Here is a 25,267-nt window from a genome sequence, read left to right as displayed (position 1 = left end):
TCCTTGAAGCGGCGCCCGCCGCCGCTCCGTCCGAACGCGCGCCCGATCCTGGATCGGGCGCGTCGTCGTCTGTGGCCCCGGCCGCTCCCCCCGCCAATGATGGCCCGGCGCCGACCCCCGCGCCCAAGCCGCGCCAGAAGTTCCTCCGCCAGTACGAGCTGATCGAGCGCGTCCACGCCTACGATCCGACGGCCGACGAGGCCCTGCTGAACCGGGCCTATGTCTACGCCATGCGCATGCACGGCTCGCAGACCCGGGCCAGCGGTGACCCCTACTACGCCCACCCGATCGAGGTGGCCGGCATCCTCACCGAATACCGGCTGGACACCGCGACCATCGTCACGGCCCTGCTGCACGACGTGATCGAGGACACCCCGGTCACCAAGGAGGAGATCTCCAAGCTGTTCGGCGAGGAGATCGCCGAGCTGGTCGAGGGCGTCACCAAGCTGTCGAAGCTGGAGCTGCAGGCCGAGCACGCCCGCCAGGCCGAGAACCTGCGCAAGTTCATCCTGGCCATTTCCAAGGACGTCCGCGTCCTGCTGGTCAAGCTGGCCGACCGTCTGCACAACATGCGGACGCTGCATTTCATCAAGAGCCAGGCCAAGCGCGAGCGGATCGCCCGCGAGACGCGCGACATCTACGCGCCCCTGGCCCGCAACATCGGCTGCCATCGCATCTGCACGGAGTTGGAGGAGCTTTCGTTCGAGCACACCAATCCGGTGGCCCGCAACGCGATCATCCGGCGCCTGGACACCCTGCGCGCCGAGCAGGGCGGGGCGGTGGCCCTGGTCAGCCAGGAAATCTCGGCCCGCCTGGAATCGGCCGGCCTGCCGGCCCGGGTCTTCGGCCGCGAGAAGTCGCCCTATTCGATCTGGCGCAAGCTGCAGCGCAAGTCGATCGGCTTCTCGCAGATGTCCGACATCTACGCCTTCCGCGTGATCGTCGACTCCGAGGAAGACTGCTACCGCGCCCTGGGCGTCGTGCATCGCGCCTGGTCCAGCGTGCCCGACCGCTTCAAGGACTTCATCTCGACCCCCAAGCGCAACAACTACCGTTCGCTGCACACCACGGTGGTGGGGCCGCGCGGCATGCGCATCGAGATGCAGATCCGCACCGAGGCCATGGACCGGGTCAACGAGGACGGGGTGGCCGCCCACTTCCGCTACAAGGACGCCTCGTACGGCCTGGACCTGGAAGGCATGGAGGCCGCCGGCGGCCGCGATCCGCTGGCCAACCTGCGCCAGCTGGTCCAGGTGCTGGAGCACGGCGGCGACGCCGAGGAACTGGTCGAGCACGCCAAGCTCGAGATGTTCCTGGACCAGGTGTTCGTGTTCACGCCCAAGGGCAAGCTGGTCAGCCTGCCGCGGGGCGCCATGCCCCTGGACTTCGCCTATGCGGTCCACACCAGCGTCGGCGACACCTGCATCGGCGTGAAGATCAACGGCGAGCTCAAGCCGCTGCGCACCCTGCTCAACAACGGCGACGTGGTCGAGGTGGTGCGGGGCTCCAAGCCCGTGGTGCCGCCGGACTGGCGCTCGCTGACGGTGACGGGCCGCGCCCGCTCGGCCATCCGCCGCCACATCCGCCAGACCGAGAAGGAAGAGTTCCTGCGCCTGGGCCGGGCCTCGGTGGAGCAGGTGTTCGAACGGGCCGGCAAGAAGCTGAAGGACGTGTCGCTGCGGCCGATCCTGGAGCGCTTCGCCCTGGAGACCGAGGACGGGCTGTTCGACGCCGTCGGACGCGGCCGGGTCCTGCCCGGCCAGGTGCTGGAAACGGCCTTCCCGGGCATGAAGGACGCGGTGATGGCCGAGGCCACCGCGCGCCGCAAGATCGAGGGCGCCACGGCCGCCCGGCTCTATGTGCGCGGCGGCGGCCTGACCCCCGGCGTGTCGCTGCACTTCGCCCACTGCTGCAGCCCGGTGCCGGGCGACCGCATCGTCGGCATCGTGCGCGAGGACGGCGAGGGCCTGGACGTCCACACGATCGACTGCCCCAAGCTGGCCGAATACGAGGACCGCGAGGACCTCTGGCGCGACCTGAACTGGACGCCCGAGGCCGAGCGCGAGACCGTGTCGCTGGCCCGCCTGCACGCCACGATCGGCAACGCGCCGGGCGTGCTGGGCCAGGTCTGCACGATCATCGGCGAGGCCGGCGGCAATATCGTCAACCTGCGCATGCACCACCGCCAGAGCGACTTCTTCGACGTCGACATCGACGTCGAGGTGCGGGACGCCAAGCACCTGACCAACATCTCGGCGGCGCTGCGCACCTGCCCGACGGTCGAGACCGTGGACCGGACGCGGGGCTAGGGCCTCACTCCGCCGTCGACTTGGCGCGCAGCATCCGATCCACCCGCCCGGCCAGGTCCGCGACGGCGAAGGGCTTGGTCAGCACCTGCATGCCGGGCTGGATGTGGCCGTGGTTGAGGACCGCGTTCTCGGCGTAGCCGGTGATGAACAGCACCTTGAGGTCCGGGCGCAGCACCCGCGCGGCGTCGGCCACCTGGCGGCCGTTCAGGCCGCCGGGCAGGCCCACGTCGGTGATCAGCAGGTCGATCCGCGCTTCCGACTGCAGGACCTTCAGGCCCGCCGGGCCGTCCGCCGCCTCGGCGCAGGCGTAGCCCAGCTCGGCCAGGGTATCCATGATCAGCATGCGGATGGTCGGCTCGTCGTCCACCACCAGCACGGTCTCGCCGGCGCTGGCCTGGGGGAACGGGGCGAGGGGAAGGACCTCCTCGATCTCCTCGTCGCCGAAATGGCGGGGCAGGTAGACGCAGACCATCGTCCCGTGGCCCAGTTCGGAATAGATGCGGACGTGGCCGTGCGACTGCTTGGCGAAGCCGTAGACCATCGACAGGCCCAGGCCCGTGCCTTCGCCCAGGGGCTTGGTCGTGAAGAAGGGGTCGAACACCCGCTCCTGGATCGCCTTGTCCATGCCCACGCCGGTGTCGCTGACGCAGACGGTGACGTACTGGCCCGGCTCGATGCCCCGCTCGGCGGCGGCGCGGCGGTCCAGCCACGTGTTGCCGGTCTCGATGGTGATGCGCCCGCCGTCCGGCATCGCGTCGCGGGCGTTGATGCACAGGTTCAGAAGGGCGTTTTCCAGCTGGTTGGCGTCGACCAGGGTCGGCCACAGGCCGGCGGCGGCGACGGTCTCCACGGCGATCGAGGGCCCCACGGTGCGCCGCACCAGGTCGACCAGTTCGGTCATCAGCCGGTTGATCACGACAGGCTTGGGCGACAGTGTCTGGCGGCGCGAGAAGGCCAGCAGGCGATGGGTCAGGGCGGCGGCCCGCCGCGCGGCCCCCTGGCCGGCGGCCAGGTAGCGCTCGACGTCGTGGGTGCGGCCCTGGGACAGCCGCGTGCCGATCATCTCGAACGAGCCGGCGATGCCCGACAGCAGGTTGTTGAAGTCGTGGGCCAGGCCGCCGGTCAGCTGGCCCACCGCCTCCATCTTCTGGGCCTGCCGCAGGGCGTCCTCGGCCTCCTTCAGCCGCTCCTGCTCCAGCAGGCGCTCGGTGACGTCGTAGACGAACTGGTAGGCGCCGGTCCGTTCTCCGTGCTCGTCCCGCAGCACGCCGAACCGCATCTCGTAGCAGCGGCGGTCGCGGTCGGGCGAGCCGAACTCGGCGACCTCGACGAACTCCTCGCCGGCCAGGGCGCGGGCCCAGACCTCGCGCACCTGGGCCTGGTTCTCGGGCTGGTCGGCCAGCAGGTCCAGCATGCTGTCGCCGACGCTGGGCCGAAGCCCGAAGATCCTTTCGAACTCGCGCGCGGCCGCCCCGTTGATGGCCAGCCAGCGGAAATCGAGATCGGCCACCTGGACGAAGGCGTTGGTGCCCTCGACGATGTCGGCCAGGATCCTGCGTTCGGCCAGGGCGGAGGCGACGCGGGCCTCCAGCGTCTCGTTCAGCTGGCGCAGGGCCAGTTCGGCCTTGCGGCGTTCGGTGACGTCCTGGAACAGCACCGCCACCTGCCGGCGGCTGGGCGGTTCGATCCGGAACGACGACAGCGACAGGTGGCGGCCGGTGGCGATCAGCTCCTGCTCGAAGCGGATCGGCTGGCCGGTCCGCAGCACGGCGCCGTAGCGCTCGACCCAGCTGTCGGCCTCGTCGCCGACCATCTCGCGCAGCTTCTGCCCGACCACGTCGGGGATGCCGGCGTGACGGGCGTAGGCGGCGTTGGCGTCCACGTGGACATAGTCGCTGAGCGGCCCGTGCGGGCCGTCGAAGAACTCGATGATGCAGAAACCCTCGTCCATCGAGTCGAACAGGGTGCGGTACTGCCGCGCGTCCTCGTCGCGCTTGCGCAGCGACAGCCGCAGGTCCAGCTGGCTCATCACCTGGCGGGCCAAAACCTGCAGGGTGCGCTGCTGCAGGGCGGTCAGCGCCTTGGGTTCGGTGTCGAGCACGCACAGGGTGCCGATCGGCAGGCCCTCGGGCGTCTTGAGCAGGGCACCGGCGTAGAAGCGCAGGCCCGGCTGGCCCGTCACCAGCGGATTGCCCTGGAACCGCGCGTCGGTCGTGGCGTCCGGCACCAGCAGGAAGTCGTCCTCGAGGATGGCCTTGGCGCAGAACGAGGTCTCCAGCGGCGTCTCGCGCACGCCCAGCCCGACCTCGGCCTTGAAGAACTGCCGGTCCTCGTCGATCAGGTTGACCACGGCGATGGGCGCGCCGCAGATCTCGGCCGCCAGCTGGACGATCTCGTCGAAGGCGGCTTCGCGCGGCGTGTCGAGGATTTCGTAGCGGCGCAGCGCCTGGAGTCGTCGCGCCTCCCGCGTTTCCTGCTCGGCCCCTTCGGCCTCATCCTTGATGGTCACGACACCCGCCCCAGGCCTCTACGGCTTTCCCGACGCCATGAACCCCGCGCCGCCCGTCGGCTATGACGCTTAGCTTGGCGATGGGTTCCCGAAAATCCTATCCGACCGGCGCAGGCTCGTTCGTCGCCGCCAGGCGCAGGGTGTGCGACAGCTCCTCGACCGAATAGGGCTTGTGCAGCAGCGGGAAGCCGTGATGGGCGTCGGTGGCCAGCACGTGGCTGTAGCCGCTGGTCAGCACCACCCGGGTCGAGGGCCAGCGCGCCTTGACGATCCGCGCCAGCTCGACGCCGCCGATCCCGGGCATGACCACGTCGCTGAACACGATGTCGAACGTCGCGCCGCCCTCCAGCCGCGCCAGGGCCTCCACCGCGTTGCACGCCAGTTCGGTGCGGTAGCCCAGGTCCTGCAGCAGCTGGGTCGCGAACTCGCCGATCGCCGCGTTGTCCTCGACCACCAGGACGCGCCCGTCATGGCGGCTGCGGAGCGGTGCGCGCGAGGCGTCGGCGGCGCTTTCGACGCGCCGGGTGCGGGGCAGGTAGAGGGTGAAGGTCGAGCCGTGTCCCACGCGGCTTTCCACCGCCACGTCGCCGCCCGACTGCTTGGCGAAGCCATAGACCTGGCTCAGGCCCAGGCCGGTGCCTCGCCCCACCTCCTTGGTGGTGAAGAAGGGCTCGAAGATCCGCGCGAGGTCGTCCTCGGCGATGCCGTAGCCGCCGTCCGCCACGGCCACGGTGACGAAGTCGCCGCGGCTGGCCGCGTGGCCGCGGATGGCGGGGATCGCGTCGGCCGCGTCGATGCGGACCGCCAGAAGGCCTTCGCCGTCCATGGCGTCGCGGGCGTTGATGGCCAGATTGATCAGGGCGGTCTCGAACTGGTTGATGTCGGACTCCACGAAGCAGTCCTCGCACAGGGTCGAGATGTCCAGCCGGATGGGCGCGCCCAGGATCGACCGCAGCATGTCGCCCAGGGTCTCGACCTTGGTGGCGACGTTGAAGTGCTCGGGCTTCAGGGCCTGGCGGCGCGAGAAGGCCAGCAGCTGGCTGGTCAGCTTGGCGGCGCGGTCGGCCGTGTCCGAGATGGCGTCGATGTAGCGGCGGCGGCGGTCGATCGGCAGGTCGCGGCTGCGCAGCAGGTCGGCCGACGAGCGGATCACGGTCAGCAGGTTGTTGAAGTCGTGGGCGACGCCGCCGGTCAGCTGGCCGATGGCCTCCATTTTCTGGGCCTGGCGCAGGGCCTCCTCGGCCTGTTTCAGCGCCTGCGCCTGCTGCTTCTCGTCGGTGATGTCGCGGCCGTAGCCGTAGACCAGGCCGTCCTCGAAGGCGGTGTTCCACGAGATCCAGCGCACGCCGCCGTCCAGGGTGCGGTAGCGGTTCTCGAAGCCGGTGACCTGAGAGCCGTGGAAGACCGCCTCGAGCGCGTGGTCGGTGACGACGGCGTCCTCGTTCACGACGAAATCCGCGATGCGACGGCCGACCACGTCCTCGACGCGATGACCCAGGATGCGGGTCCAGGCCGGGCTGACCGATTGGAAGACGCCGTCACTATCGACCACCACCATCAGGTCGCGGGCGTTGGTCCAGATGCGGTCCGACCGTCGCCGCTCGTCCTCGACGTTGCGGGCCTGGGCGAAGGCCCCGGCCGCGCGGTCGGCGACCAGGGTCGCTAGGTCGCGCAGGCCCTGGTCGTCGCGACGGTGCGGGTTGAGGCCCAGCACCAGGATCGCCGCCGGCTCGCCGTGCGCGCTGGGGATCGGGACGATCAGGCTCTCGGTCGGCGGGATCGACCACGCGCCCGTCGGATAGGTCCCCTGGGGCAGGCGGAGTTGGACCGGGGCCGGGCCGATGTCCTCCAGCGGCCAACGACGCTGGAGCAGGTCGCGCCCTTCCTCGGTGGCCGAGCAACCGACCAGCCCGCCCAGTGGGTCGCTCACATAGGCCAGGGCGAAGGGGAAATCCTCGGTGTTGGCCGCCAGGGCGTCGCAGATCCCCTGCAGCACGGTGTCGTGGGTCACCGCGCCGATCAGGCATTCGCCCAGGCGACGCAGGGTCCCCAGCCGCCGCTCGCTGATCACCCGCTCGGTCTCCTCGGTGACCACGCACATCAAGCCCTTGATGTCGGTCCCCTCGCGCAGCGGGCTGTAGGAGAAGGTGTGGTAGGTCTCCTCGGGATAGCCGCTGCGCTCGAGCAGCAGCAGCAAGGCCTTGTTCCAGGTGGGGACGCCCTGGCGCACCGAATGGACCTGGGCCTCGACGTCGGCGTAGACCTCGCGCCAGACCTCGTGGAACGGCCGGCCCAGGGCCGTCGGATGCTTGATCCCCAGGGTCGGGATGTAGGCGTCGTTGTAGAAGAAGCGCAGGTCGTCGCCCCAGCCCAGCCACATCTCGAACCGCGAGGTCAGCATCATGGCCAGCGGCGTCTTCAGGCCGGTGGGCCAGGTCTCGGGCGGGCCCAGGGGCGAGTCGGACCAGTCCGCCTCGCGCATCCGGCGCGCCATGTCGCTGTCGCCCGGGAAGACCTGGGCGAGCGTCAGGCTCCTGTCGAGAGGCATGAGGTCCACGAGGGTTCCAGCGACGCGGCGAACAGCTTCGCTATAACGCCGCTTGCTGGAAAAAGCTCCGGCCCTAGGCGCGTACGGCCGCGTGCAGGGTCTTCAGCGTCTTGAGCAGGCCCGCCGCGTCGGTGAGGGGCAGGCAGCTGGGACCGTCGCACAGGGCCTTGTCGGGATCGGTGTGGAATTCAAGGAACACGCCGTCGGCGCCGGCCGCCACGGCGGCCTTGGCGATGATCGGTACGCCCTCGCGGCGGCCGCCCGTCGAGCCGCCGCTGGTGCGCGGGTCGGCGCCCGGCAGCTGGACGGCGTGGGTGGCGTCGATGGTCACCGGCACGCCCAGGCTCTGCATCTGCCCGATGCCCAGCATGTCGACCACCAGGTTGTTGTAGCCGAACGAGGCGCCGCGCTCGCACAGCACGATCTGCAGGTCCGGCGCGGCCTCGCGGGCCTTGTGGACGATGTTCTTGCAGTCCCAGGGAGCGATGAACTGGGCCTTCTTGACGTGCAGCCAGCCGCCCTGGGCGGCGGTGGCGCGCGAGGCGGCCACGATCAGGTCGGTCTGGCGGCACAGGAAGGCGGGGATCTGCACCAGGTCGGCGACGGCGGCGACCGGCTCGGCCTGGTCGACCTCGTGGATGTCGGTGGCGATCGGCACGTCCAGCTTGGCCTTGACCTCGGCCAGCATGGCCAGGCCGTCCTTCAGGCCCGGACCGCGGTAGCTGGTGATCGACGAGCGGTTGGCCTTGTCGAAGCTGGCCTTGAACACATAGGGCAGGCCCAGCTCGGCGGTGACCGCCTTGAGCTCGCGCCCGACCTCCAGGGCCAGGTCCAGGTTCTCCAGCACGTTCAGGCCGGCGATCACGGCCAGAGGCTGGCCGGCGCCCATCGAGATGTTCCAGCGCTTGAGGGTGACGACGGACATGGCGGTGTTCCTGGGGAAGACGATTTGCGGCCGCTTATGCCCGCTCTAAACCTTTGAAGCCAGGGCGGCGACCGCGTCGAGCGTCGCGGCGGTGAGGGGCGAGGGCAGGGCGCCCAGCGGGAACCAGCCCCAGTCGGCCAGGGCCTGCGGCTCCTGGATCGCCGGTTCGCCCACGCAGCCGTCGGCGCGGTAGGTGACGGCCACCCAGTGGCTGTCGTCGGCGATCATGTCGGTGACGCACAGCACGGGACCGGCGACGATGGTGATCCCCAGCTCCTCCAGGATCTCGCGTTCGGCGCAGGTCCGGCCGCTCTCGCCCCAGTCCAGCTTGCCGCCGGGTTGGCCCCAGTGGCCAGCCTCGGGCTGCCGCTTGCGCTGAACCAGCAGGATGCGGCCCTGGCCGTCGAGGATGGCGGCGCCGCAGCCTATGCGAGGGCGGAGAGGGACGGATGATTCATCGGACATGCGTCCTTCCCTACACCGGCCTGCGCGTCGCGCCAGTCCAGGGTCTCGCCGATCTTGGCGAAGGCGGCCGCGACACGGTTCATGTCGGCCAGGCGCTGATAGACGTCGGCGTGGACGGAACCGTCCGCGCGCATGGCCAACAGGTCGAGTTCGGCGGCCTTGTGGAAGAGGTTGGCCGAGGTCGCGACGGTGTATTCGGTCATGGGAAGCCCCTGGGTCGTCCCGCCCCGCGCACGCGGGGACCACACCACAGCGCGCGAGCTTCGCCGTTGTTCCCTTCTCGGGCGATCCGGCGCGTCGCGGTTTGTAGACTCGCACGGGTTCGCTATATCCACCTCTCATGACCAACGACGACGTCCTCGACGAATTCCGCGCCGCCGGCGCCCTGCGCGAAGGCCACTTCGTGCTGTCCTCCGGCCTGCACAGCCCCGTCTTCCTGCAGAAGAACCTGGTGTTCATGCGGCCCGAGCGCTGCGCGCGCCTCTGCAAGGCCCTGGCCGAGAAGATCGTCGCCACGGTCGGCAAGCCCGACGTGGCGGTGTCGCCGGCCGTCGGCGGGATCATCCCCGGCTACGAGACCGCCCGCTGGCTGGACGTCGCCTCGATCTATGTCGAGCGCGAGGGCGGCGGCTTCAAGTTCCGCCGCGGCTTCCACCTCGAGCCCGGCCAGAAGGTCGTGATGGTCGAGGACATCGTCACCACCGGCCTGTCGTCGCGCGAGTGCATCGCCGCGATCCAGGAAGCCGGCGGCGAGGTGATCGCCGCGGCCTGCATCGTCGACCGCTCGGGCGGCAAGGCCGACGTCGGCGTGCCGCTGGTGGCCCTGGCCAGCCTGGAAGTCCCGGCCTATCCGGCCGACGCCCTGCCGCCCGAACTGGCCGCCATCCCGATCGAGGACCCGGGCAGCCGGCGTCTGAAGGGCTGACCGGCATGCTGCGGCTCGGCGTCAACATCGACCACGTGGCCACGATCCGCAACGCGCGCGGGTCCAGCTATCCGGAACCGGTGCGGGCCGCCGAACTGGCCCTGGCGGCCGGCGCCGACGGCATCACCGCCCACCTGCGGGAAGACCGTCGCCACATCAGCGACGCCGACATCGCCCTGCTGACCGACCTGTGCCTCAAGCGCGGCAAGCCGCTGAACTTCGAGATGGCGGTCACCGACGAGATGGTCGGCATCGCCCTGCAGGCCCGCCCGCACGCCGCCTGCCTGGTGCCCGAGCGCCGCGAGGAGGTCACCACCGAGGGCGGCCTCGACGTCGTGAAGGGCGCCAACCGCATCGCCGACGCCACGGCGCGCCTGCGCACCGTCGGGGCGCGGGTCTCGCTGTTCATCGAGGCCGATCCGGTCCAGATCCGCGCCTCGGTCGAGGCCGGGGCCCAGGTGGTGGAACTGCACACCGGCGCCTATTGCGACGCCGCCCGCGAGGGCCACGCCGACAAGGCCGCCGCGATCCTGGAGCGCCTGAAGGCCGGCGCCGCCCTGGCCGCCGACCTGGGCCTGGAAGTCCACGCCGGCCACGGCATCGACTACGCCACGGTCAAGCCGATCGCCGCCATCCCGCAGATCGCCGAGCTGAACATCGGCCACTTCCTGATCGGCGAGGCGATCTTCGTGGGCCTGCCCCAGGCCATGCAGCGCATGCGGGCGCTCATGGACGCGGCTCGCCTGGAGCAAGCGGCGTGATCATCGGGATCGGCTCGGACCTGTGCGACATCCGCCGGATCGAGAAGTCCCTCGAGCGCTTCGGCGACCGCTTCACCAACAAGGTCTTCACCGAGATCGAGCGCAAGCGGTCCGAGCGCAAGCCCGACCGCGCCTCCAGCTACGCCAAGCGCTTCGCCGCCAAGGAGGCCTGCTCCAAGGCCCTGGGCACGGGGCTGAAGGGCGGGGTGCACCTGGCGGGCATGGGCGTGGTCAACCTGCCGTCCGGCAAGCCGACCATGGCCCTGACCGGCGGCGCGGCCGAGCGCCTGGCCAGGATGGTCCCCGAGGGCATGACCCCGGTGATCCACCTGTCCCTGACCGACGACCATCCCTACGCCCAGGCCTTCGTGATCATCGAGGCGGTGCCGACGGTCTAGGCCCCCGCCTTGCACCTCCGATCCCGGAGCGCCTGAAACGGCGCCGTTCTGGGACGGGGGACCCACATGGCGATCTGGAGCGATATCGAAGGCAAGCAGGCCCAACCGGCGCGTCGCAGGCGCCAACTGATGCCCTGGCAGCAAAGGCCGTTCGCCTGGCTGCTGGTCGGCTGGGGCTTCTTCGCCCTGGTGCTGGCGGCGGTGTTCGCCACAATTTGAGCCCGTATCGCACGGTCAAGCTGTGAGGGGGCGCTGCGTCGCCACGCCCTCGCCATGAAGGCGAGTTAACGGGCGCCGCGCTTGCCCCCGTCGTAAACCCCGTCTAGCTAGGCGCGTCGGGTTCGCCCGCAGCCCATTCCGTCGAGAGCCCTACAGCGCATGACCGAAGCCGCCGACATCGAAACCCCCGACGACAAGGCCGGGGCGGTCAAGGAGTTCATCGAGATCGTCAAGACGGTCGCCTACGCCCTGGGCATCGCCCTGGTGCTGCGGGTGCTGCTGTTCCAGCCGTTCACGATCCCGTCGGCCTCGATGGAGCCCAACCTCTACCAGGGCGACTACATCATCGTCTCGAAGTACAGCTACGGCTGGTCCAAGCACTCGATCCCGTTCAGCCCGGGCCTGTTCGACGGCCGCATCCTCGGCAAGGCGCCCAGGCGCGGCGACATCATCGTCTTCAAGCTGCCGCGCGACCCGCACGTCGACTACATCAAGCGCCTGATCGGCCTGCCCGGCGACAAGGTCCAGGTGCGCGGCGGCGTGGTCTACATCAACGGCAAGGCCCTGGAGCGCAAGGAGCTGCCCTCGGCCCTGGTCGACACCGGCTACGGCACCATCCGCGCCGGCCGCTTCGAGGAGACCAATCCCGAAGGCCGCAAGTACGCCACCCAGGACTACGGCCCCGACAGCGAGGCCGACAACACCGGCGTCTATACGGTGCCCGAGAACTGCTACTTCTTCATGGGCGACAACCGCGACAACTCGCTGGACAGCCGCTTCGACCCGGGCGTCTCGGCCTTCAAGACCGGTTCGGGCGCCTGCAAGTGGGACTTCGCCAACGACCAGTACATCGGCATGCAGGAAGGCGTGGGCTTCGTGCCGGCCGAGAACCTGGTGGGCCGCGCCCAGCTGATCCTGCTGTCGTGGAACGCCGACGCCCACCTGTTCAAGCCGTGGACCTGGTTCCTGGACGCCCGTCCGAGCCGCTTCTTCCGCGTCCTCAAGTGACAGACCGGCGCGCCGTCGCCGTCGGCGACCTGGAGCGCCGGATCGGTCACACGTTCCAGGACCGCCAGCTGCTGGAGCTGGCCCTGACCCACGCTAGCGTGGGCGACGGGGCCAAGAAGACCGGCGACAACGAGGTGCTGGAGTTCATCGGCGACCGCGTGCTGGGCCTGCTGGCCGCCGAGGCCCTGGCCGAGCGCTTCCCCAAGGCCAAGGAAGGCGAGCTGGCCCCGCGCCTGAACGCCCTGGTCAGCCGCGAGACCTGCGCCCGGGTGGCCCGCGCCGCCCAGCTGGGCCCGGCCCTGCGCCTGTCGGCCTCGTCCAGCAAGATCGGCGGCCGCGAGACCGACTCGATCCTGGCCGGCGCCGCGGAGGCCCTGATGGCGGCGCTGTACCGCGACGGCGGGCTGGAAACGGCGCGCCGCGTGTTCCTGGACCTGTGGACCGACGAGTTCGAGCGCGCCAACCAGGGCAAGCCCCGCGACCCCAAGACCGCGCTGCAGGAATGGGCGCAGGGCAAGGGCAAGCCGCTGCCGTCCTATCGCGTCCTGGATCGTACGGGCCCGGACCACGCGCCGGTGTTCACCGTCGAGGCCTCGGTCAAGGGCGTCGACCCCGCCATCGCCAAGGGCAAGTCGCGGCAGGAGGCCGAGAAGGCCGCCGCCAAGGCGCTGCTGGAGCGGGAAGGGGCGGGGGGCTAGCGGACATGAAGCGCCGTTCCGCGGCCGATCGGGAGGAAAACTTTCGACGCATGGCGGAAGCCCGCGATGGGGTGACACTTCCGCCAGACTTCGATGAACAGTTTGAGAAATGGAGGGCCAAGCGTCGCCTTCACTTTCGTCTGCTGATCGTCTTGGTCATCCTCGCTGTCCTAACCGCCGGCGGTGGGTTGGCCCTGTACCTGCGCCACCTCGATTTCCTCAACCACTACGCTTGCGCCGAGAACAGCGGCAGTTGGATCGACGGGCGTTGTCAGCGCTTGCCCTAACCGTAGGTCGCCCCCGAGCCCCATCGGTGCTACACGCACGCGCAATGACTGAACATACCCCCGAACAAAACACCCGCGCCGGGTTCGCCGCCATCATCGGCGCTCCGAACGCCGGCAAGTCCACCCTGGTCAACCGCATGGTCGGCGCCAAGGTCTCGATCGTCACCCAGAAGGTCCAGACGACGCGCTTCCCCGTGCGCGGCGTGGCCATCACCGGGAACACCCAGATCGTCCTGGTCGACACCCCTGGCATCTTCACCCCGCGCCGCCGCCTGGACCGCGCCATGGTCCGGTCCGCCTGGGCCGGCGCCGAGGATTCCGAGGTCGTCGTCCACCTGGTCGACGTGCAGGCCGAGCTGGCCGTGCGCGAGCGCCGCGCCACGCCGGGCGAGCACCGCTCCAGCCAGGACGTCCAGACCATCATCGAGGGCATCAAGGCCGCCGGCCGCCAGGTGATCTTGGCGCTGAACAAGATCGACGGCGTCAAGCGCGACACCCTGCTGGCCGTCACCCAGGAGCTGTTCGACACCGGCGCCTATTCGGAAGTCTTCATGATCAGCGCCTCCACGGGCGCGGGCGTCGACGATCTGATGGCCAAGCTGGCCTCGCTGATGCCGGAGGGCCCCTGGCTCTATCCGGAAGACCAGACCGCCGACCTGCCGGCCCGCCTGCTGGCCGCCGAGATCACCCGCGAGAAGATCTATCTCCGCGTCCACGAGGAGCTGCCCTACGCCGCCTCGGTCGAGACGACCGCCTTCCAGGAGCGTCCCGACGGCAGCGCCCGCATCGAGCAGACCATCTATGTCGAGCGCGACGGCCAGCGCGCCATCGTCCTGGGCAAGGGCGGCGAGGTGATCAAGTGGATCGGCAAGGCCTCCCGCGAGGAGCTGGAGGACATCCTCGACCGCAAGGTCCACCTGTTCCTGCACGTGAAGGTCAAGGAGAACTGGGCCGAGGAACGCGGCCTGTTCAACGACATGGGCCTGGATTTCGACGTCTAGGGAAGGCCCTCCAAAAAGGGTGTCATCCCGGAAGCCTCGCAGAGGCTGTCCGGGACCCAGGGGCGGCCGCACCGCATTCGCCCAGTCCCCTGGGTCCCGGCTCTCCGCTTCGCTGCGGCCGGGATGACAACGTTTTTGACCGAGCCTTGATTTGGCGATACGCGCCCCGATCTCAGCGCGACAACAAGCAGGGAAGCAGCGCCGCCGTGACCAAACTCGACACCGCCATCACGCCCGCTTCCGCTTCGGTCGATCTCGACGCCTATTTCGCCCGCATCGGCTATGACGGCCCGCGCGAGCCGACCCTGGCGGTGCTGCGCGCCCTGCACCAGAAGCACCCGGACGCCATCGCCTTCGAGAACATCGACGTCCTGCTGGGCAAGGCGATCAGCCTGGATCCGGCCGCCATCGACGCCAAGCTGATCACGGCCCGGCGCGGGGGCTACTGCTACGAGCAGAACGGCCTGTTCAAGCGCGTGCTGACGGCCCTGGGCTTCGAGGTCGGCGGCCTGATGGCGCGGGTGCTGTGGATGGTCCCCGAGCACCTGCCGCCGCGTCCGCGCTCGCACATGGTGCTGGCCGTGCGGGTTCCGGGCGACGACACGGTCTGGCTGGCCGACGTGGGGTTCGGCGGCTGCGTGCTGACCGCGCCCCTGCGGCTGTTTTCCGACGAGGTGCAGGCCACGCCCAACGGCGACTTCCGCATCCTGCCGGTCGACGAGCTGGGCGGCGAGCGGCAGGTCCAGGCCGACTTGTCGGGCAAGTGGGCGGCGACCTACCAGGTGGCCCCCAGCGGCCTTTGGGCCGACCAGGACTACGAGCAGGCCAATTTCTACACCTACGCCCATCCCGCCTCGCACTTCACCTGGAGCCTGACGGCGGGTCGGGTGACGCCCGACGCGCGCTACGCCCTGAAGAACAACCGCCTGACGCACCGCGACGCGGCCGGCGCCCTGGTCGAGCAGCGCGACCTGTCGGCCGACGAGCTGGAAACGGCCCTGCGCGACGTGATCGGCCTGCCGGTCCAGCCCGAATGGCGGCCGCTGATCGAGAAGATCGTGGCCTGGGGCGCGCCGGCCTAGGAGCAGGCCTCGCACGGGGCGGCGATCGGCGCCTTGCGCTCGCGCCGTGCGGCGAGGACCAGGCCCACGCCCAGGGCGGCGGTCAGGGCGGCGTAGGCCGCGGCGCTGACCGGCCCCAGGCCGTCCACCAGCACGCCGCCGAAGACCGCGCCCATGGCGATCGCCACCTGGAAGGTCGAGGTCAGCAGGCCTCCCGCCAGCTCGGCCTGGTCGGCGGCTTCCGAGGTGGCCCACGACTGGAAGCCGACGGGCAGCATGGCGAAGGCGAAGCCCCAGACGGTCAGGGCCGCCGCCGCGACCAGCGGCCAAGCGCCCAGGGTGACCAGCGCGACGGCCGCGACGGCGACCAGGCCCGCCCCGCCCAGCACGGCCAGGCGAGGATCTCGCTCGGCCAGGAAGGCGCCGGCGAAGTTGCCGAAGAAGCCGGCGACGCCGAAGGCCAGCAGCACCAGCGAGATCGCGCCGACCTCCAGGTGCGTGACCTGCTCCAGCACCGGCCGCACATAGGTGAAGCCCGCGAAGTGGCCGGAGATCACCAGCAGCACGCCGACCAGCGCGACCGCGACGCTGGGCCGGCGCGCCACCTCCAGCAGGCCGCGCAGGCGCGGCGGGGCCGTCGGGGCCAGTCTCGGCAGGGTCAGCACCTGGGCCAGGAGGGCCAGCCCTCCGACCACGCCGGCGATCACGAAGGCCGCCCGCCAGCCCAGGGTGTCGCTGACATAGGCGCCGACCGGCGCGGCCGAGACCGTCGCCACCGACACGCCCGTGAAGACGATCGACATCGCCCTGGGAAGAGCTCGGGCTGGCACGAGGCGCATGGCCAGGGCCGCGGCCATCGACCAGAAGCCGCCCAGGCTGGCGCCCAGCAGGATTCGGGCGACCAGGGGGGTCGGCAGGTTGGCGGCGAAGACCGTCAGCAGGTTCGAGGCGCAGAGCAGCCCCATCGGGCCCAGCAGCACCAGCCGCCGGTCCAGGCGTCCGGTCAGCACCGGCGTCAGCGGCGCGGCGATCGCCCCGACGACGGCCGTGGCGGTGACCGCTTGCCCCGCCGCGCCGACACTGACGCCGAGATCGGCCGCCAGGGGCGTCAGCACGCTGGCCGGCAGGAATTCGGAGGTCACCAGGGCGAAGACGCCCAGGGCCAGGGCGCCGATCGCGGTCCAGAGGGCCGGTGTTTCAGGCTCGCCGATCGGGCTCGAAGCGTCCTGCGTGGGTCGGGCGATGGTCGAGCCGTCCATGGCGATCTCCGGCGGCCGCCCCCCTGGGGCGGTTCAAGCAACTGTGGCCGCTGAGATAGGGCTGCACCGAGCCGGCCGCCCGGGCGCCCTGAGTCCAAATTTCCCCGGAGTGCGTCCAGCATTTCTGGGTGGCCAGGCGCATGGCCTGGCTCGCAGCAGCGAGGCTCAAGTCAGGGTTCAGGGATTCGAATATGGAGCGTGCGGCCGCGCCTAGACTCCCGGCGGCGGCCGCGACCAGCTCTGGTGGGGCAGGGGCTCGGGCGGGAAGTCGAACAGCCGCCGCCGCAGGCGCTCGGCGTTGTTCAGGTGCTCCTCGATGGCGTCGACGTCGGATTGGCGGGCGAACATCAGGTTGTCGCCGTCCGAGCGCCACAGCCCGTCGGCCTTGGCGAAGACGTCCAGGGCGGCCAGGGTCTCGGCATAGGTCCGGTCGCGCAGGTCGGCCTCGGCGCCGTGGCGGGCGACAGCGACCTTGGTGTCCTCGTCCAGCCGGGCCAGGACGTAGTCGCGGACCAGCGGCGGCGGGTCCGCGCGCCGCAGGGCTTCGTCGATCGCGACCCGGGTCTCCTTCCAGCGCCTGGCGTCGTCGATCTCGGCCTGGGCGACGGCGTCCAGGGTCCCGCGCAGGCGGGCGGTCAGGGCGCGGACGTCGGCGGGCGAGCCGATGGTCACCGGCGAGACCACCAGCCGCTGGTCGGTGGCCTTCAGCCGAGGGTTCAGGACGGACAGGGCGGCCGTGTCGCCGGCCCGGTCCTTGGCCGCGATCGCCGCCAGCTCGGTCTTCAGGCCCGGCACGGTGGCCCAGGCCTCGCGGGCCTTGTGCAGGTCGATCTGGTGCTCGACCGTGCGCACGCCGTGCAGGACCACGGGCGACAGCAGCGAGGCGGCGAAGACGCACGGCGCCAGGATGTTGAAATAGATCGGCCCCCGGGTGGCGTCGCGCGAGCGGACATAGCCGAAATAGAGCAGGGCCCACAGCGCCAGGCTGATCAGGGCGCAGGGCACGATGCTGAACAGGAACCGGGTGTTGATCAGGTCCGACAGGTCGAAGCGTTCGCCGTCCAGGCCTTGCAGGCGCAGGCTGTAGGCGATCGCCAGGCCCATGCCGATCAGCACGGTCACGGCGAGGGCCGGCCAAGTGGCCGGCGGCTTGTCCAGCTTGCGGCTGTAGACGCGCGACGCGACCAGCGACTCTTCGCTCATGACCTGCACTCCCCCGCTGTGCGAGCTCCTGGCTAGCGGATCAACCTTAGGGCAGGCAATAGGCTTCGCGCGTCCGGAGGTGACGGCGGACTTTCGGCTCGGCGCCGGGATCGCGACGTCGTATGGAGAGTCCATGTTTTGTTCCGCGACCAAGACCGCCTGATGGAGTGGGAAGACGAGGCCTTCGTGCTGTCGGCGCGCGCCCATGGCGAGACCGGGGCGATCGTCGAGCTGTTGACCCAGGAGCGGGGCAAGTTCGCGGCCCACGTCTCGGGCGCGGCCTCGCGGCGGATGAAGCCGTTCCTGCAGGCGGGGGCCAAGGTCATCGCGCGCTACCGCGCCCGGGTCAGCGACCAGCTGGGGGCGGCCAGTCTCGAACCGATCGGCGAGGGGCCGGCTTCGCTGTTCGACGAGCCCCTGGCCCTGTCGGGCCTGTCGGCCGCCGCCGCCGTCGCCGCCGGGGCCCTGCCGGAGCGCGAGGCCCATCCCGGCGCGTTCCACGCCCTGGAGGCCCTGATCGCCGCCCTGGCCATCCCGGAGATCTGGCCGGCGGTCTATGTGCGGTTCGAGGCCGGGCTGCTGCAGGACCTGGGCTTCGGCCTGGACCTTTCGAAATGCGCCGCCACCGGCGCGCTGGACGACCTGGTCTATGTCAGCCCGCGCACCGGCCGGGCGGTCAGCCGCGAGGCCGGGCGGCCCTATCACGACAAGCTCCTGCCCCTGCCGCCGTTCATGCTGTCGGCCCAGGGCGGCCTGACCGACGGCGACGTCAAGGCGGGCCTGGACATCACGGGCCACTTCCTCGAGCAGTTCGTGTTCCACCCGCTGAACCGGCCGCTGCCGCCGGCTCGCGTCTGGCTGCTGGACCGGCTGGGCGAGGCGGGGAGGCTCTAAAAACTCCGCTCATCCCGGCGAATGCCAGGACCCAGATGGAATGGGTCTGGGGCTGACGCCAGGAGCGTAGAGTTCGTCCAGTCACCCACACCGCCTTTGGATCTGGGTCCCGGCATTCGCCGGGATGAGCGGCTTAAAGGGACGAACCGTCACAATGCGCGGCTATCGGGACTCGAGTTTCGGAGTCCCGCCATGTCCCTCGTCCTCGACCGCTACGCCCTGAACCGCCGCCGGCTGCTCAAGACCTTCGGGGCTTCAGCCGTCACCGCCCTGTCGATCCCGCTGATCGGCGAGCAGGCCTTCGCCCAGGCGGTGTTCGCCCAGTACCCGTTCCAGCTGGGCGTGGCCTCGGGCGATCCCTGGCCGGACGGCTTCGTGATCTGGACCCGCCTGGCCCCCGAGCCCTTCGAGATCGGCTACGGCATGCCGACGGCCCCGGTCGCCGTCGACTGGGAAGTGGCCGCCGATCGCGGCTTCAAGACCGTGGTCGCCAAGGGGACCGCCGTGGCGACGCCCGAGCTGGGCCACAGCGTCCACGTCGAGGTCGCGGGGCTCGAGGCCGGCCGCGACTACTGGTACCGCTTCATGGCCGGCAAGGAGCGCAGCCTGACCGGGCGGGCCCGCACCGCCCCGGCCGCCGGCGCCGCCCTGGACCGCGCCCGCTTCGCCGTCGTCGGCTGCCAGAACTACGAGCAGGGCTACTACACCGCCTTCCGCAAGATGGCGCAGGACGCCCCGGACTTCGTCTTCCACTACGGCGACTACATCTACGAGGGCCGCGGCAACCGGATGTGGAACAGCGCCGACGGCCCGCGCGAGAACGCCCGCCAGCACTTCGGCGGCGAGATCTACAGCCTGGACGACTACCGCCGCCGCTACGCCCAGTACAAGATGGACGCCGACCTGCAGGCCGCCCACGCCGCCGCGCCCTGGTTCGTGGTCTGGGACGACCACGAGACCGACAACAACTGGGTCTCCGACATCGACCAGGACGGCACCGATCCCAAGATCTTCAACCTGCGCCGCCAGGCCGCCGCCCAGGCCTATTACGAGAACATGCCGCTGAGGGCCTCGTCGTTCCCGGCCGGGACCTCGATCCAGATTTATCGCCGCGCCGCCTGGGGCAAGCTGCTGGAGCTGAACCTGCTGGACACCCGCCAGTTCCGCACCGACCAGCCGTGCGGCGACAAGCAGGTGGCCTGCGCCACCCTCGACCGCCCCGAGGCCGAGGTGATCGGCCTGAGGCAGGAGAAGTGGTTGGTCGATGGCCTGACCGCCTCGAAGGCCACCTGGAATGTCCTGGCCCAGCAGGTGATGATGATGGACCTGGACCGCGACCCCGGTCCGGGCGTGGTCGTCAATCCCGACAGCTGGGCCGGCTACCGCACGCCGCGCAACCGGCTGCTCAAGCAGATCCGCGACCGCAAGATCGCCAACACCGTGGTCCTGACCGGCGACGAGCACCAGAACTTCGCCGGCGAACTGCACCTGGACGGCGCCCATCCCGAGGGCCGGCCGATCGCCACCGAGTTCGTCACCACCTCGATCACCTCGGGCGGCGACGGCGTGGACCAGACCGAGACCTTCGCCAAGATCCAGGCCGCCAACCCGCAGTTGAAGTTCAACAACAGCCAGCGCGGCTACGCGATCTGCGACGTGACGGACAAGCGCTGGGTCACCGAGTTCAAGGTGCTGGACGCCGTCACCCGCCGCGACGGCGCCCTGACCACGCGCAAGAAGATGGCGATCGAGGCGGGCGATCCGCGCCTCGTCGAGGCCTGACGGGCAAACAGGAACAAAACGCGTTCGAAGGGGGGATTTGCCGCGCGGGATTGGCTAGGATGGCCGCCACGCGTAACGAATCTCCCCGATGAACAAACCAGTCCTACCTCCCCCCGGCGGCCCGGAAGACGGCCGCATCCTCGATGAGCCGCTGAGCGAGGCGCTTTCGAAGCGCTACCTGGCCTATGCGCTGTCGACGATCGGCTCGCGGGCGCTGCCCGACGTGCGTGACGGCCTCAAGCCCGTGCACCGTCGCGTGCTGCACGCGATGAACAACATGCGCCTCAACCCCGAAGGCGCCGCGCGCAAGTGCGCCAAGGTGGTCGGCGAGGTGATGGGTAACTTCCACCCGCACGGCGACCAGTCGATCTACGACGCCCTGGTCCGCCTGGCCCAGGACTTCGCCCAGCGGGTGCCGCTGGTCGACGGCCAGGGCAACTTCGGGAACATCGACGGCGATAACCCCGCCGCCATGCGCTACACCGAGTGCAAGATGACCGCCGCGGCCATGCTGCTGCTGGACGGCATCGACGAGGACGCGGTCGACTTCAAGCCGTCCTACGACGGCCAGGACGAGGAGCCGGTGGTCCTGCCGTCGGGCTTCCCGAACCTGCTGGCCAACGGCAGCTCGGGCATCGCCGTGGGCATGGCCACCTCGATCCCGCCGCACAACCCGGCCGAGCTGATCGACGCCTGCCTGCTGCTGCTGAGCAATCCCGACGCCACGACGGCCGAGATTCTGGAGCGTGTGCCGGGCCCGGACTTCCCGACCGGCGGCGTGATCGTCGAAGGCCGCGAGAGCCTGCTGGAGACCTACGAGACCGGTCGCGGCGGTGTGCGCACCCGCGCCCGCTGGGAGAAGGAAGACACCGGCCGCGGCACCTACCAGATCGTCGTCACCGAAATCCCGTACCAGGTGAAGAAGTCCGACCTGGTCGAGCAGCTGGCCGACCTGATCGACAGCAAGAAGGCCGCCCTGCTGGGCGACGTGCGCGACGAGAGCGCCGAGGACATCCGCCTGGTCCTCGAGCCCAAGTCCAAGAACGTCGAGCCCGAAGTGCTGATGGAGAGCCTGTTCAAGCTCTCGGCGCTGGAAAGCCGCTTCCCGGTCAACATCAACGTGCTGGACGCCAAGGGCACGCCGGGCGTGATGGGCATCAAGCAGTGCCTGATGGCCTTCCTGGCCCACCGCCGCGAGGTGCTGACCCGCCGGGCCCGCCACCGCCTGGCCAAGATCGAAGCCCGCCTGCACATCCTGGACGGCCTGCTGATCGCCTACCTCAATCTGGACGAGGTGATCCGCATCGTCCGCTACGAGGACGAGCCCAAGCAGAAGCTGATCGCGGCCTTCGCCCTCTCGGAGATCCAGGCCGACGCCATCCTCAACACCCGCCTGCGCCAACTGGCCAAGCTGGAGGAGATGGAGATCCGCCGCGAGCACGCCGAGCTGGTGGAAGAGCGCGACGGCATCCTGGGCATGCTGGCCAGCGACAAGAAGCAGTGGGACCTGGTCGGCACGGGCCTGCGCCAGGTGCGCGCCGTCCTGGTCAAGATCGCCCACCCGCACGACAAGCCGCGCCCGACGGGCGTGATCGGCCGCTCGATCTTCGCGGACGCCCCGGTGGTCGACGCCGAGGCGGCCATGGAGGCGATGATCGTGCGCGAGGCGATCACCGTGATCCTGTCGGACCGCGGATGGATCCGCGCCGCCAAGGGCAAGATCGAAGACCCGTCCGAACTGAAGTTCAAGGAAGGCGACAAGCTGGGCTTCCTGGCCCCGGCCGAGACGACCGATAAGCTGCTGCTGTTCACCAGCGACGGCCGGTTCTTCACGATCAGCTGCGCCAACCTGCCGTCGGCGCGCGGCCACGGCGAACCCGTGCGGATGATGATCGACCTCGACGACAAGGTGAAGATCATCGACATGTTCCCGTTCAAGGCCGGGCGGAAGCGCTTCCTGGCCTCGAAGCAGGGCTACGGCTTCCTGATGCCGGAAGAGGAGGCGATCGCCAACCGCAAGGCCGGCAAGCAGGTGCTGACGGTCGACGCGGCCGGCGCGGCCTTCTGCCTGGAAGCCGTCGGCGACCAGGTGGCGGTGATCGGCGACAACGGCAAGATCCTGATCTTCCCGCTGGAGGAGCTGCCGGAAATGCCGCGCGGCAAGGGCGTCAAGCTGCAGGCCTACCGCGAGGGCGGCCTGCGCGACGCGATCTCGTTCAACACCGAGACGGGCGCCTTCTGGATCGACACCGCCGGCCGTCGCCGCGACTGGCTTGAGTGGAAGGACTGGATCGGCCGTCGGGCCGGGGCCGGCAAGCTGTCGCCCAAGGGCTTCCCGACGTCCAAGCGGTTCCGGCCGAAGTGATGACCGGGACCGCCGCGAGCGCCGCGCTTTGGGCGGTCCCGGATATCCGCTAGGCTTCATCCGGGATGACAGGATCTGATCGCATGAATGCGGTGCTCAAGCGCACCGCCGGCGCCGTGGCCGCCTTGTTCGGCCTGGCCGCCGCCGGGGCCGCGGGCGCCGCGCCGCCCTTGCCCCTGGCGGCCAAGCCGGAGACGGCGGGGTTCTCGGCCGAGAAGCTGCGCAGGCTGGACGAGACGATGCAGGCCCTGGTCGACCAGGGGCAGATCGCCGGCGGCGTCACCGTGCTGGGCCGTCACGGCCGGGTCGTGTCGCTGAAGACCTTCGGCAAGCGCAGCCTGGAGACCGGCGAGGCCATGCCCGCCGACGCCCTTTTCCGCATCCGCTCGGAGACCAAGGCGGTCACCGGCGTGGCGATGCTGATCCTCTATCAGGAGGGGCGGTGGCGGCTGGACGATCCGATCACCGAATACCTGCCCGAGCTGGCCGAGCTGCGCGTGGCCTCGGGCGTCGACGCCGCGGGGCGGCCGATCCTGACCCCGGTCAGCCGGCCGCCGACCATGCGCGAGCTGATGACCCACACGGCCGGCTTCGCCTACGGCCTGGCCGACGATCCGGCCAGCCTGGCCGACCAGGCCTATTTCCGGGCCGGGGTCCTGCAGTCCGACACCCTGGACCATCTGGCGCGCAAGGTGGGCATGCTGCCGATGTACGCCCAGCCGGGGACGATGTGGCGCTACAGCGTGGCCGCCGACCTGCAGGGGCTGATCGTCGAGCGCCTGTCGGGCCAGACCCTGCCGGTGTTCATGGAGGAGCGGATCTTCCGTCCCCTGAAGATGAAGGACACGGCCTTCTGGGCCCCGCCCGAGAAGCTGCCGCGCCTGGCGGCGCTGTATGACGGCGACCCTGCGACCGGCAAGCTGATCCCGGCCGTCGAGGGGCCCTGGCGCGACGTCACCAAGCCGCCGGCCGCGCCGTCGGGCGGGGGAGGGCTGCTGTCCACCGCCGGCGACTTCGCGCGCTTCGCCCAGATGATCCTGAACGGCGGGACGCTGGACGGGGTGCGGATCCTGACGCCCGAGAGCGTGGCCCTGATGCGGCTGAACCACCTGCCGCCCAGCTTCCAGGTCACCACCAACGGCACCGCGGGGGTGCTGCGCCCCGACCAGAAGCCGTTCCCGTTCAGCGCCGGCATGGGCTACGGCCTGGACGTGGCGGTGGCGGTCGACCCGCGCCTGTCCGGCGCGCCGGTGGGGCCGGGCACGATCAGCTGGGGCGGCAGCGCCGGCACCTGGTTCTGGATCGACCCCAGCAACGACCTGTTCTTCATCGGCATGATCCAGCGCCTGGGCGGCGTGGGCTCGGGCCTGGACGCCACCACCCGCACGGTGGTCTACCAGGCGCTGGAGAAGCCGCCGGTCAAGGAAGCGCGGCTGAACACGTCGTCCCGCTGAACTGCGCGCTGATTTGGGCGCCGAAAGATTACAGGGTGTTCACTCTGTGAATACGGCGTCATGAAGCAGACGTAACGAGTATTCGTAGAGCAGTATCGGCATCCTACCCCTCGAAAGCGGCGCGGACGGCGTCGCCAAGACAGGGGAGGCCGGTATGGGCCAGTTCATCGCCAAGTTTTCGACGGTCGCCCTGCTGGGGCTGGCGGTCCTGCCGGCCCTGGGCCTGACCCAGGCCGCCCAGGCCGCGCCTGTCGCTTCCAGGTCGGAGGAGCCGGCCGTGCTGGCCCGCATCCCGGTCGGCGACCTGGACGTGTCCCGTCCCGACCACGCCCGCTTGCTGAAGGCCCGGGTCGACACCGCCACCGCCGCGGTCTGCGACGCCCGCATCCGGGCCCAGCGGCTGGACCGCTGGTCGGCCGCGGCCTGCCGCATCGATGTCCGGGACGAGGTCGCGTCCAAGCTGTCGGCCCCGCAACTCCGCGCCCTGCGCTCGGTCGGCGGCTGACCCCGAGATCCTCCCCCCTCCCGGGGAGGTGGCGGGAGCGCCGGACATGCCCTTGCCCGGCCGTTTTTCCCTCAGAGCGCTCGAATGGCGTCGCATGCTCCCAGCCCCAAAGGGAGACGCCCCGAGGCTCCCGCCCTTTCTTTCCCTCTCTCTTAGAGAGAGGGAGGGACCCGCCGCGAAGCGGTGGGAGGGTGAGTGGTTACAGTCTTTCAGGGTGGAGCGATGACGAAGACGGTTCTGCATTAGCGGCCCTATGGACGGCGGCGGTCTGGGTTCTTTCGAAAAGGCTCGAAGGCTCCGGGTTTGCCAGCCAACGGTGAAACCACTCACCCTCCCACCGCCTGACGGCGGCGGGCCCCTCCCTCTCTCTAAGAGAGAGGGGTTTAGGGCGCGCATCCCCGCCTCATCGCGAACCAACCCACTGATATCGCTGACCTAAATCTTTATTCCCCGCAGGGTTTCCCGGCGGCCGCATAATTGTCCCACCTCGACGCGGGAAAGGGCGCATGGCCAGCGACCGATGCGGCGGCGGGGGGCGATCGAGCGGGAAGCTCCTTCGGCGGTCCGAAAGGATCAAACCCCATCCATCTGGTGCCGGCTGGGCTCGGAACACGGATACAGCGTTGGATGGAGGCCGATTGAGCAGCAGGCGGGCTGTGACAGGCTCGCGGTCCGGGACCGGGTGTCGTTG

General features: G+C 70.1%; 21 protein-coding genes and 1 pseudogene. 14 read left to right on the top strand and 8 right to left on the bottom strand.

Translation table 11 applies throughout. From position 1 onward, the window contains the following. Nucleotides 1-71 precede the first annotated feature (71 nt). Nucleotides 72-2,309: a bifunctional (p)ppGpp synthetase/guanosine-3',5'-bis(diphosphate) 3'-pyrophosphohydrolase gene (locus tag WAE60_RS15500; protein WP_337687457.1), complete on the top strand. Its 2,238-nt coding sequence runs from the start codon at nt 72-74 to the stop codon at nt 2,307-2,309. 4 nt (nt 2,310-2,313) lie between these two features. Here the strand turns inward: WAE60_RS15500 and WAE60_RS15495 are convergent, their stop codons facing one another. The 5 genes from WAE60_RS15495 to WAE60_RS15475 all read right to left on the bottom strand — a co-directional run bounded on the left by WAE60_RS15495 (nt 2,314) and on the right by WAE60_RS15475 (nt 8,959). After that, nucleotides 2,314-4,818, bottom strand: a complete 2,505-nt coding sequence (locus WAE60_RS15495; RefSeq protein WP_337687456.1) for a PAS domain-containing protein — start codon at nt 4,816-4,818, stop codon at nt 2,314-2,316. Nucleotides 4,819-4,915: 97 nt separating this feature from the next. Beyond that, the gene (locus WAE60_RS15490; protein WP_337687455.1) at nt 4,916-7,366 is read right to left on the bottom strand and encodes an ATP-binding protein; all 2,451 of its coding nucleotides are present in this window, start codon (nt 7,364-7,366) and stop codon (nt 4,916-4,918) included. A 73-nt stretch (nt 7,367-7,439) separates the two neighbouring features. Further along, nucleotides 7,440-8,291, bottom strand: a complete 852-nt coding sequence (kdsA, locus tag WAE60_RS15485) for a 3-deoxy-8-phosphooctulonate synthase (RefSeq protein ID WP_337687454.1) — start codon at nt 8,289-8,291, stop codon at nt 7,440-7,442. 45 nt (nt 8,292-8,336) lie between these two features. Further along, a complete protein-coding gene (locus WAE60_RS15480; RefSeq protein WP_337687453.1) occupies nt 8,337-8,756 on the bottom strand; it encodes an NUDIX domain-containing protein in 420 nt (139 codons plus the stop codon). Then, nucleotides 8,717-8,959, bottom strand: a complete 243-nt coding sequence (locus tag WAE60_RS15475; RefSeq protein ID WP_029912508.1) for a hypothetical protein — start codon at nt 8,957-8,959, stop codon at nt 8,717-8,719. Before WAE60_RS15475 ends, WAE60_RS15480 begins: the two co-directional genes overlap by 40 nt. 137 nt (nt 8,960-9,096) lie before the next feature. On the opposite strand from WAE60_RS15475, the gene pyrE reads away from it, so the two are divergent. From pyrE to era, 7 genes are all read left to right on the top strand, one after another. After that, nucleotides 9,097-9,681 (top strand): orotate phosphoribosyltransferase, encoded by a 585-nt coding sequence (gene pyrE, locus WAE60_RS15470; RefSeq protein ID WP_029912509.1) that lies wholly within the window; start codon nt 9,097-9,099, stop codon nt 9,679-9,681. Between the two features lie 5 nt (nt 9,682-9,686). Next, on the top strand, nt 9,687-10,442 hold the full coding sequence (locus WAE60_RS15465; protein ID WP_029912511.1) for a pyridoxine 5'-phosphate synthase: 756 nt from the start codon (nt 9,687-9,689) through the stop codon (nt 10,440-10,442). Next, nucleotides 10,439-10,840, top strand: coding sequence for a holo-ACP synthase (gene acpS, locus WAE60_RS15460; protein WP_029912514.1), 402 nt, complete (start codon nt 10,439-10,441; stop codon nt 10,838-10,840). The genes WAE60_RS15465 and acpS overlap by 4 nt, the downstream gene beginning before the upstream one ends. A 378-nt stretch (nt 10,841-11,218) precedes the next feature. Beyond that, nucleotides 11,219-12,067, top strand: coding sequence for a signal peptidase I (lepB, locus tag WAE60_RS15455; protein WP_337687452.1), 849 nt, complete (start codon nt 11,219-11,221; stop codon nt 12,065-12,067). Continuing rightward, nucleotides 12,064-12,765, top strand: a complete 702-nt coding sequence (gene rnc / locus WAE60_RS15450; protein WP_337687451.1) for a ribonuclease III — start codon at nt 12,064-12,066, stop codon at nt 12,763-12,765. Before lepB ends, rnc begins: the two co-directional genes overlap by 4 nt. 5 nt (nt 12,766-12,770) lie before the next feature. Beyond that, the gene (locus WAE60_RS15445; RefSeq protein WP_337687450.1) at nt 12,771-13,052 is read left to right on the top strand and encodes a hypothetical protein; all 282 of its coding nucleotides are present in this window, start codon (nt 12,771-12,773) and stop codon (nt 13,050-13,052) included. A 44-nt stretch (nt 13,053-13,096) separates the two neighbouring features. Next, entirely contained in the window at nt 13,097-14,053 is a 957-nt protein-coding gene (gene era / locus WAE60_RS15440; RefSeq protein ID WP_029912524.1) for a GTPase Era, read from the top strand. Between the two features lie 12 nt (nt 14,054-14,065). On the opposite strand, the pseudogene WAE60_RS15435 reads toward era, so the two are convergent. Next, a pseudogene (locus WAE60_RS15435) lies at nt 14,066-14,212 on the bottom strand (hypothetical protein); the annotation flags it as partial. Between the two features lie 47 nt (nt 14,213-14,259). On the opposite strand from WAE60_RS15435, the gene WAE60_RS15430 reads away from it, so the two are divergent. Continuing rightward, the gene (locus WAE60_RS15430) at nt 14,260-15,135 is read left to right on the top strand and encodes an arylamine N-acetyltransferase (RefSeq protein ID WP_337687449.1); all 876 of its coding nucleotides are present in this window, start codon (nt 14,260-14,262) and stop codon (nt 15,133-15,135) included. Here WAE60_RS15430 and WAE60_RS15425 read toward each other — a convergent pair. Continuing rightward, a complete protein-coding gene (locus tag WAE60_RS15425; RefSeq protein WP_337687448.1) occupies nt 15,132-16,373 on the bottom strand; it encodes an MFS transporter in 1,242 nt (413 codons plus the stop codon). The genes WAE60_RS15430 and WAE60_RS15425 overlap by 4 nt on opposite strands. 210 nt (nt 16,374-16,583) lie before the next feature. After that, complete coding sequence (locus tag WAE60_RS15420) at nt 16,584-17,576, bottom strand: hypothetical protein (protein ID WP_337687447.1); 993 nt, start codon at nt 17,574-17,576, stop codon at nt 16,584-16,586. A gap of 162 nt (nt 17,577-17,738) precedes the next feature. On the opposite strand from WAE60_RS15420, the gene recO reads away from it, so the two are divergent. The 5 genes from recO to WAE60_RS15395 all read left to right on the top strand — a co-directional run bounded on the left by recO (nt 17,739) and on the right by WAE60_RS15395 (nt 24,576). Continuing rightward, nucleotides 17,739-18,470, top strand: a complete 732-nt coding sequence (gene recO, locus WAE60_RS15415; RefSeq protein ID WP_337687499.1) for a DNA repair protein RecO — start codon at nt 17,739-17,741, stop codon at nt 18,468-18,470. Nucleotides 18,471-18,662: 192 nt separating this feature from the next. Continuing rightward, nucleotides 18,663-20,252 carry an alkaline phosphatase D family protein gene (locus tag WAE60_RS15410; protein WP_337687446.1) on the top strand — a complete coding sequence of 530 codons (1,590 nt, stop codon included), beginning with the start codon at nt 18,663-18,665 and terminating at the stop codon, nt 20,250-20,252. An 88-nt stretch (nt 20,253-20,340) separates the two neighbouring features. Continuing rightward, a complete protein-coding gene (parC, locus tag WAE60_RS15405) occupies nt 20,341-22,617 on the top strand; it encodes a DNA topoisomerase IV subunit A (protein WP_029912539.1) in 2,277 nt (758 codons plus the stop codon). Between the two features lie 83 nt (nt 22,618-22,700). Continuing rightward, nucleotides 22,701-24,071, top strand: coding sequence for a serine hydrolase domain-containing protein (locus tag WAE60_RS15400; protein WP_337687445.1), 1,371 nt, complete (start codon nt 22,701-22,703; stop codon nt 24,069-24,071). A gap of 154 nt (nt 24,072-24,225) precedes the next feature. Continuing rightward, nucleotides 24,226-24,576 carry a UrcA family protein gene (locus WAE60_RS15395; RefSeq protein WP_337687444.1) on the top strand — a complete coding sequence of 117 codons (351 nt, stop codon included), beginning with the start codon at nt 24,226-24,228 and terminating at the stop codon, nt 24,574-24,576. The last annotated feature ends 691 nt before the right edge of the window (nt 24,577-25,267 follow it).

The sequence above is a fragment of the Caulobacter sp. CCG-8 genome (assembly GCF_037402475.1).
Classification (GTDB): domain Bacteria; phylum Pseudomonadota; class Alphaproteobacteria; order Caulobacterales; family Caulobacteraceae; genus Caulobacter.
The sequence above is the reverse complement of the archived record's forward strand: the minus strand, read 5'-3'. Positions and strand labels throughout refer to the sequence as shown.

Coding starts and splice junctions, on each gene's coding strand:
- WAE60_RS15420 (WP_337687447.1), bottom strand. CDS start 17,576: ATGAGCGAAGAGTCGCTGGTCGCGTCGCGCGTCTACAGCCGCAAGCTG.
- WAE60_RS15475 (WP_029912508.1), bottom strand. CDS start 8,959: ATGACCGAATACACCGTCGCGACCTCGGCCAACCTCTTCCACAAGGCC.
- era (WP_029912524.1), top strand. CDS start 13,097: ATGACTGAACATACCCCCGAACAAAACACCCGCGCCGGGTTCGCCGCC.
- parC (WP_029912539.1), top strand. CDS start 20,341: ATGAACAAACCAGTCCTACCTCCCCCCGGCGGCCCGGAAGACGGCCGC.
- recO (WP_337687499.1), top strand. CDS start 17,739: ATGGAGTGGGAAGACGAGGCCTTCGTGCTGTCGGCGCGCGCCCATGGC.
- lepB (WP_337687452.1), top strand. CDS start 11,219: ATGACCGAAGCCGCCGACATCGAAACCCCCGACGACAAGGCCGGGGCG.
- WAE60_RS15445 (WP_337687450.1), top strand. CDS start 12,771: ATGAAGCGCCGTTCCGCGGCCGATCGGGAGGAAAACTTTCGACGCATG.
- WAE60_RS15480 (WP_337687453.1), bottom strand. CDS start 8,756: ATGTCCGATGAATCATCCGTCCCTCTCCGCCCTCGCATAGGCTGCGGC.
- kdsA (WP_337687454.1), bottom strand. CDS start 8,291: ATGTCCGTCGTCACCCTCAAGCGCTGGAACATCTCGATGGGCGCCGGC.
- WAE60_RS15490 (WP_337687455.1), bottom strand. CDS start 7,366: ATGCCTCTCGACAGGAGCCTGACGCTCGCCCAGGTCTTCCCGGGCGAC.
- WAE60_RS15400 (WP_337687445.1), top strand. CDS start 22,701: ATGAATGCGGTGCTCAAGCGCACCGCCGGCGCCGTGGCCGCCTTGTTC.
- WAE60_RS15410 (WP_337687446.1), top strand. CDS start 18,663: ATGTCCCTCGTCCTCGACCGCTACGCCCTGAACCGCCGCCGGCTGCTC.
- WAE60_RS15465 (WP_029912511.1), top strand. CDS start 9,687: ATGCTGCGGCTCGGCGTCAACATCGACCACGTGGCCACGATCCGCAAC.
- WAE60_RS15395 (WP_337687444.1), top strand. CDS start 24,226: ATGGGCCAGTTCATCGCCAAGTTTTCGACGGTCGCCCTGCTGGGGCTG.
- WAE60_RS15425 (WP_337687448.1), bottom strand. CDS start 16,373: ATGGACGGCTCGACCATCGCCCGACCCACGCAGGACGCTTCGAGCCCG.
- pyrE (WP_029912509.1), top strand. CDS start 9,097: ATGACCAACGACGACGTCCTCGACGAATTCCGCGCCGCCGGCGCCCTG.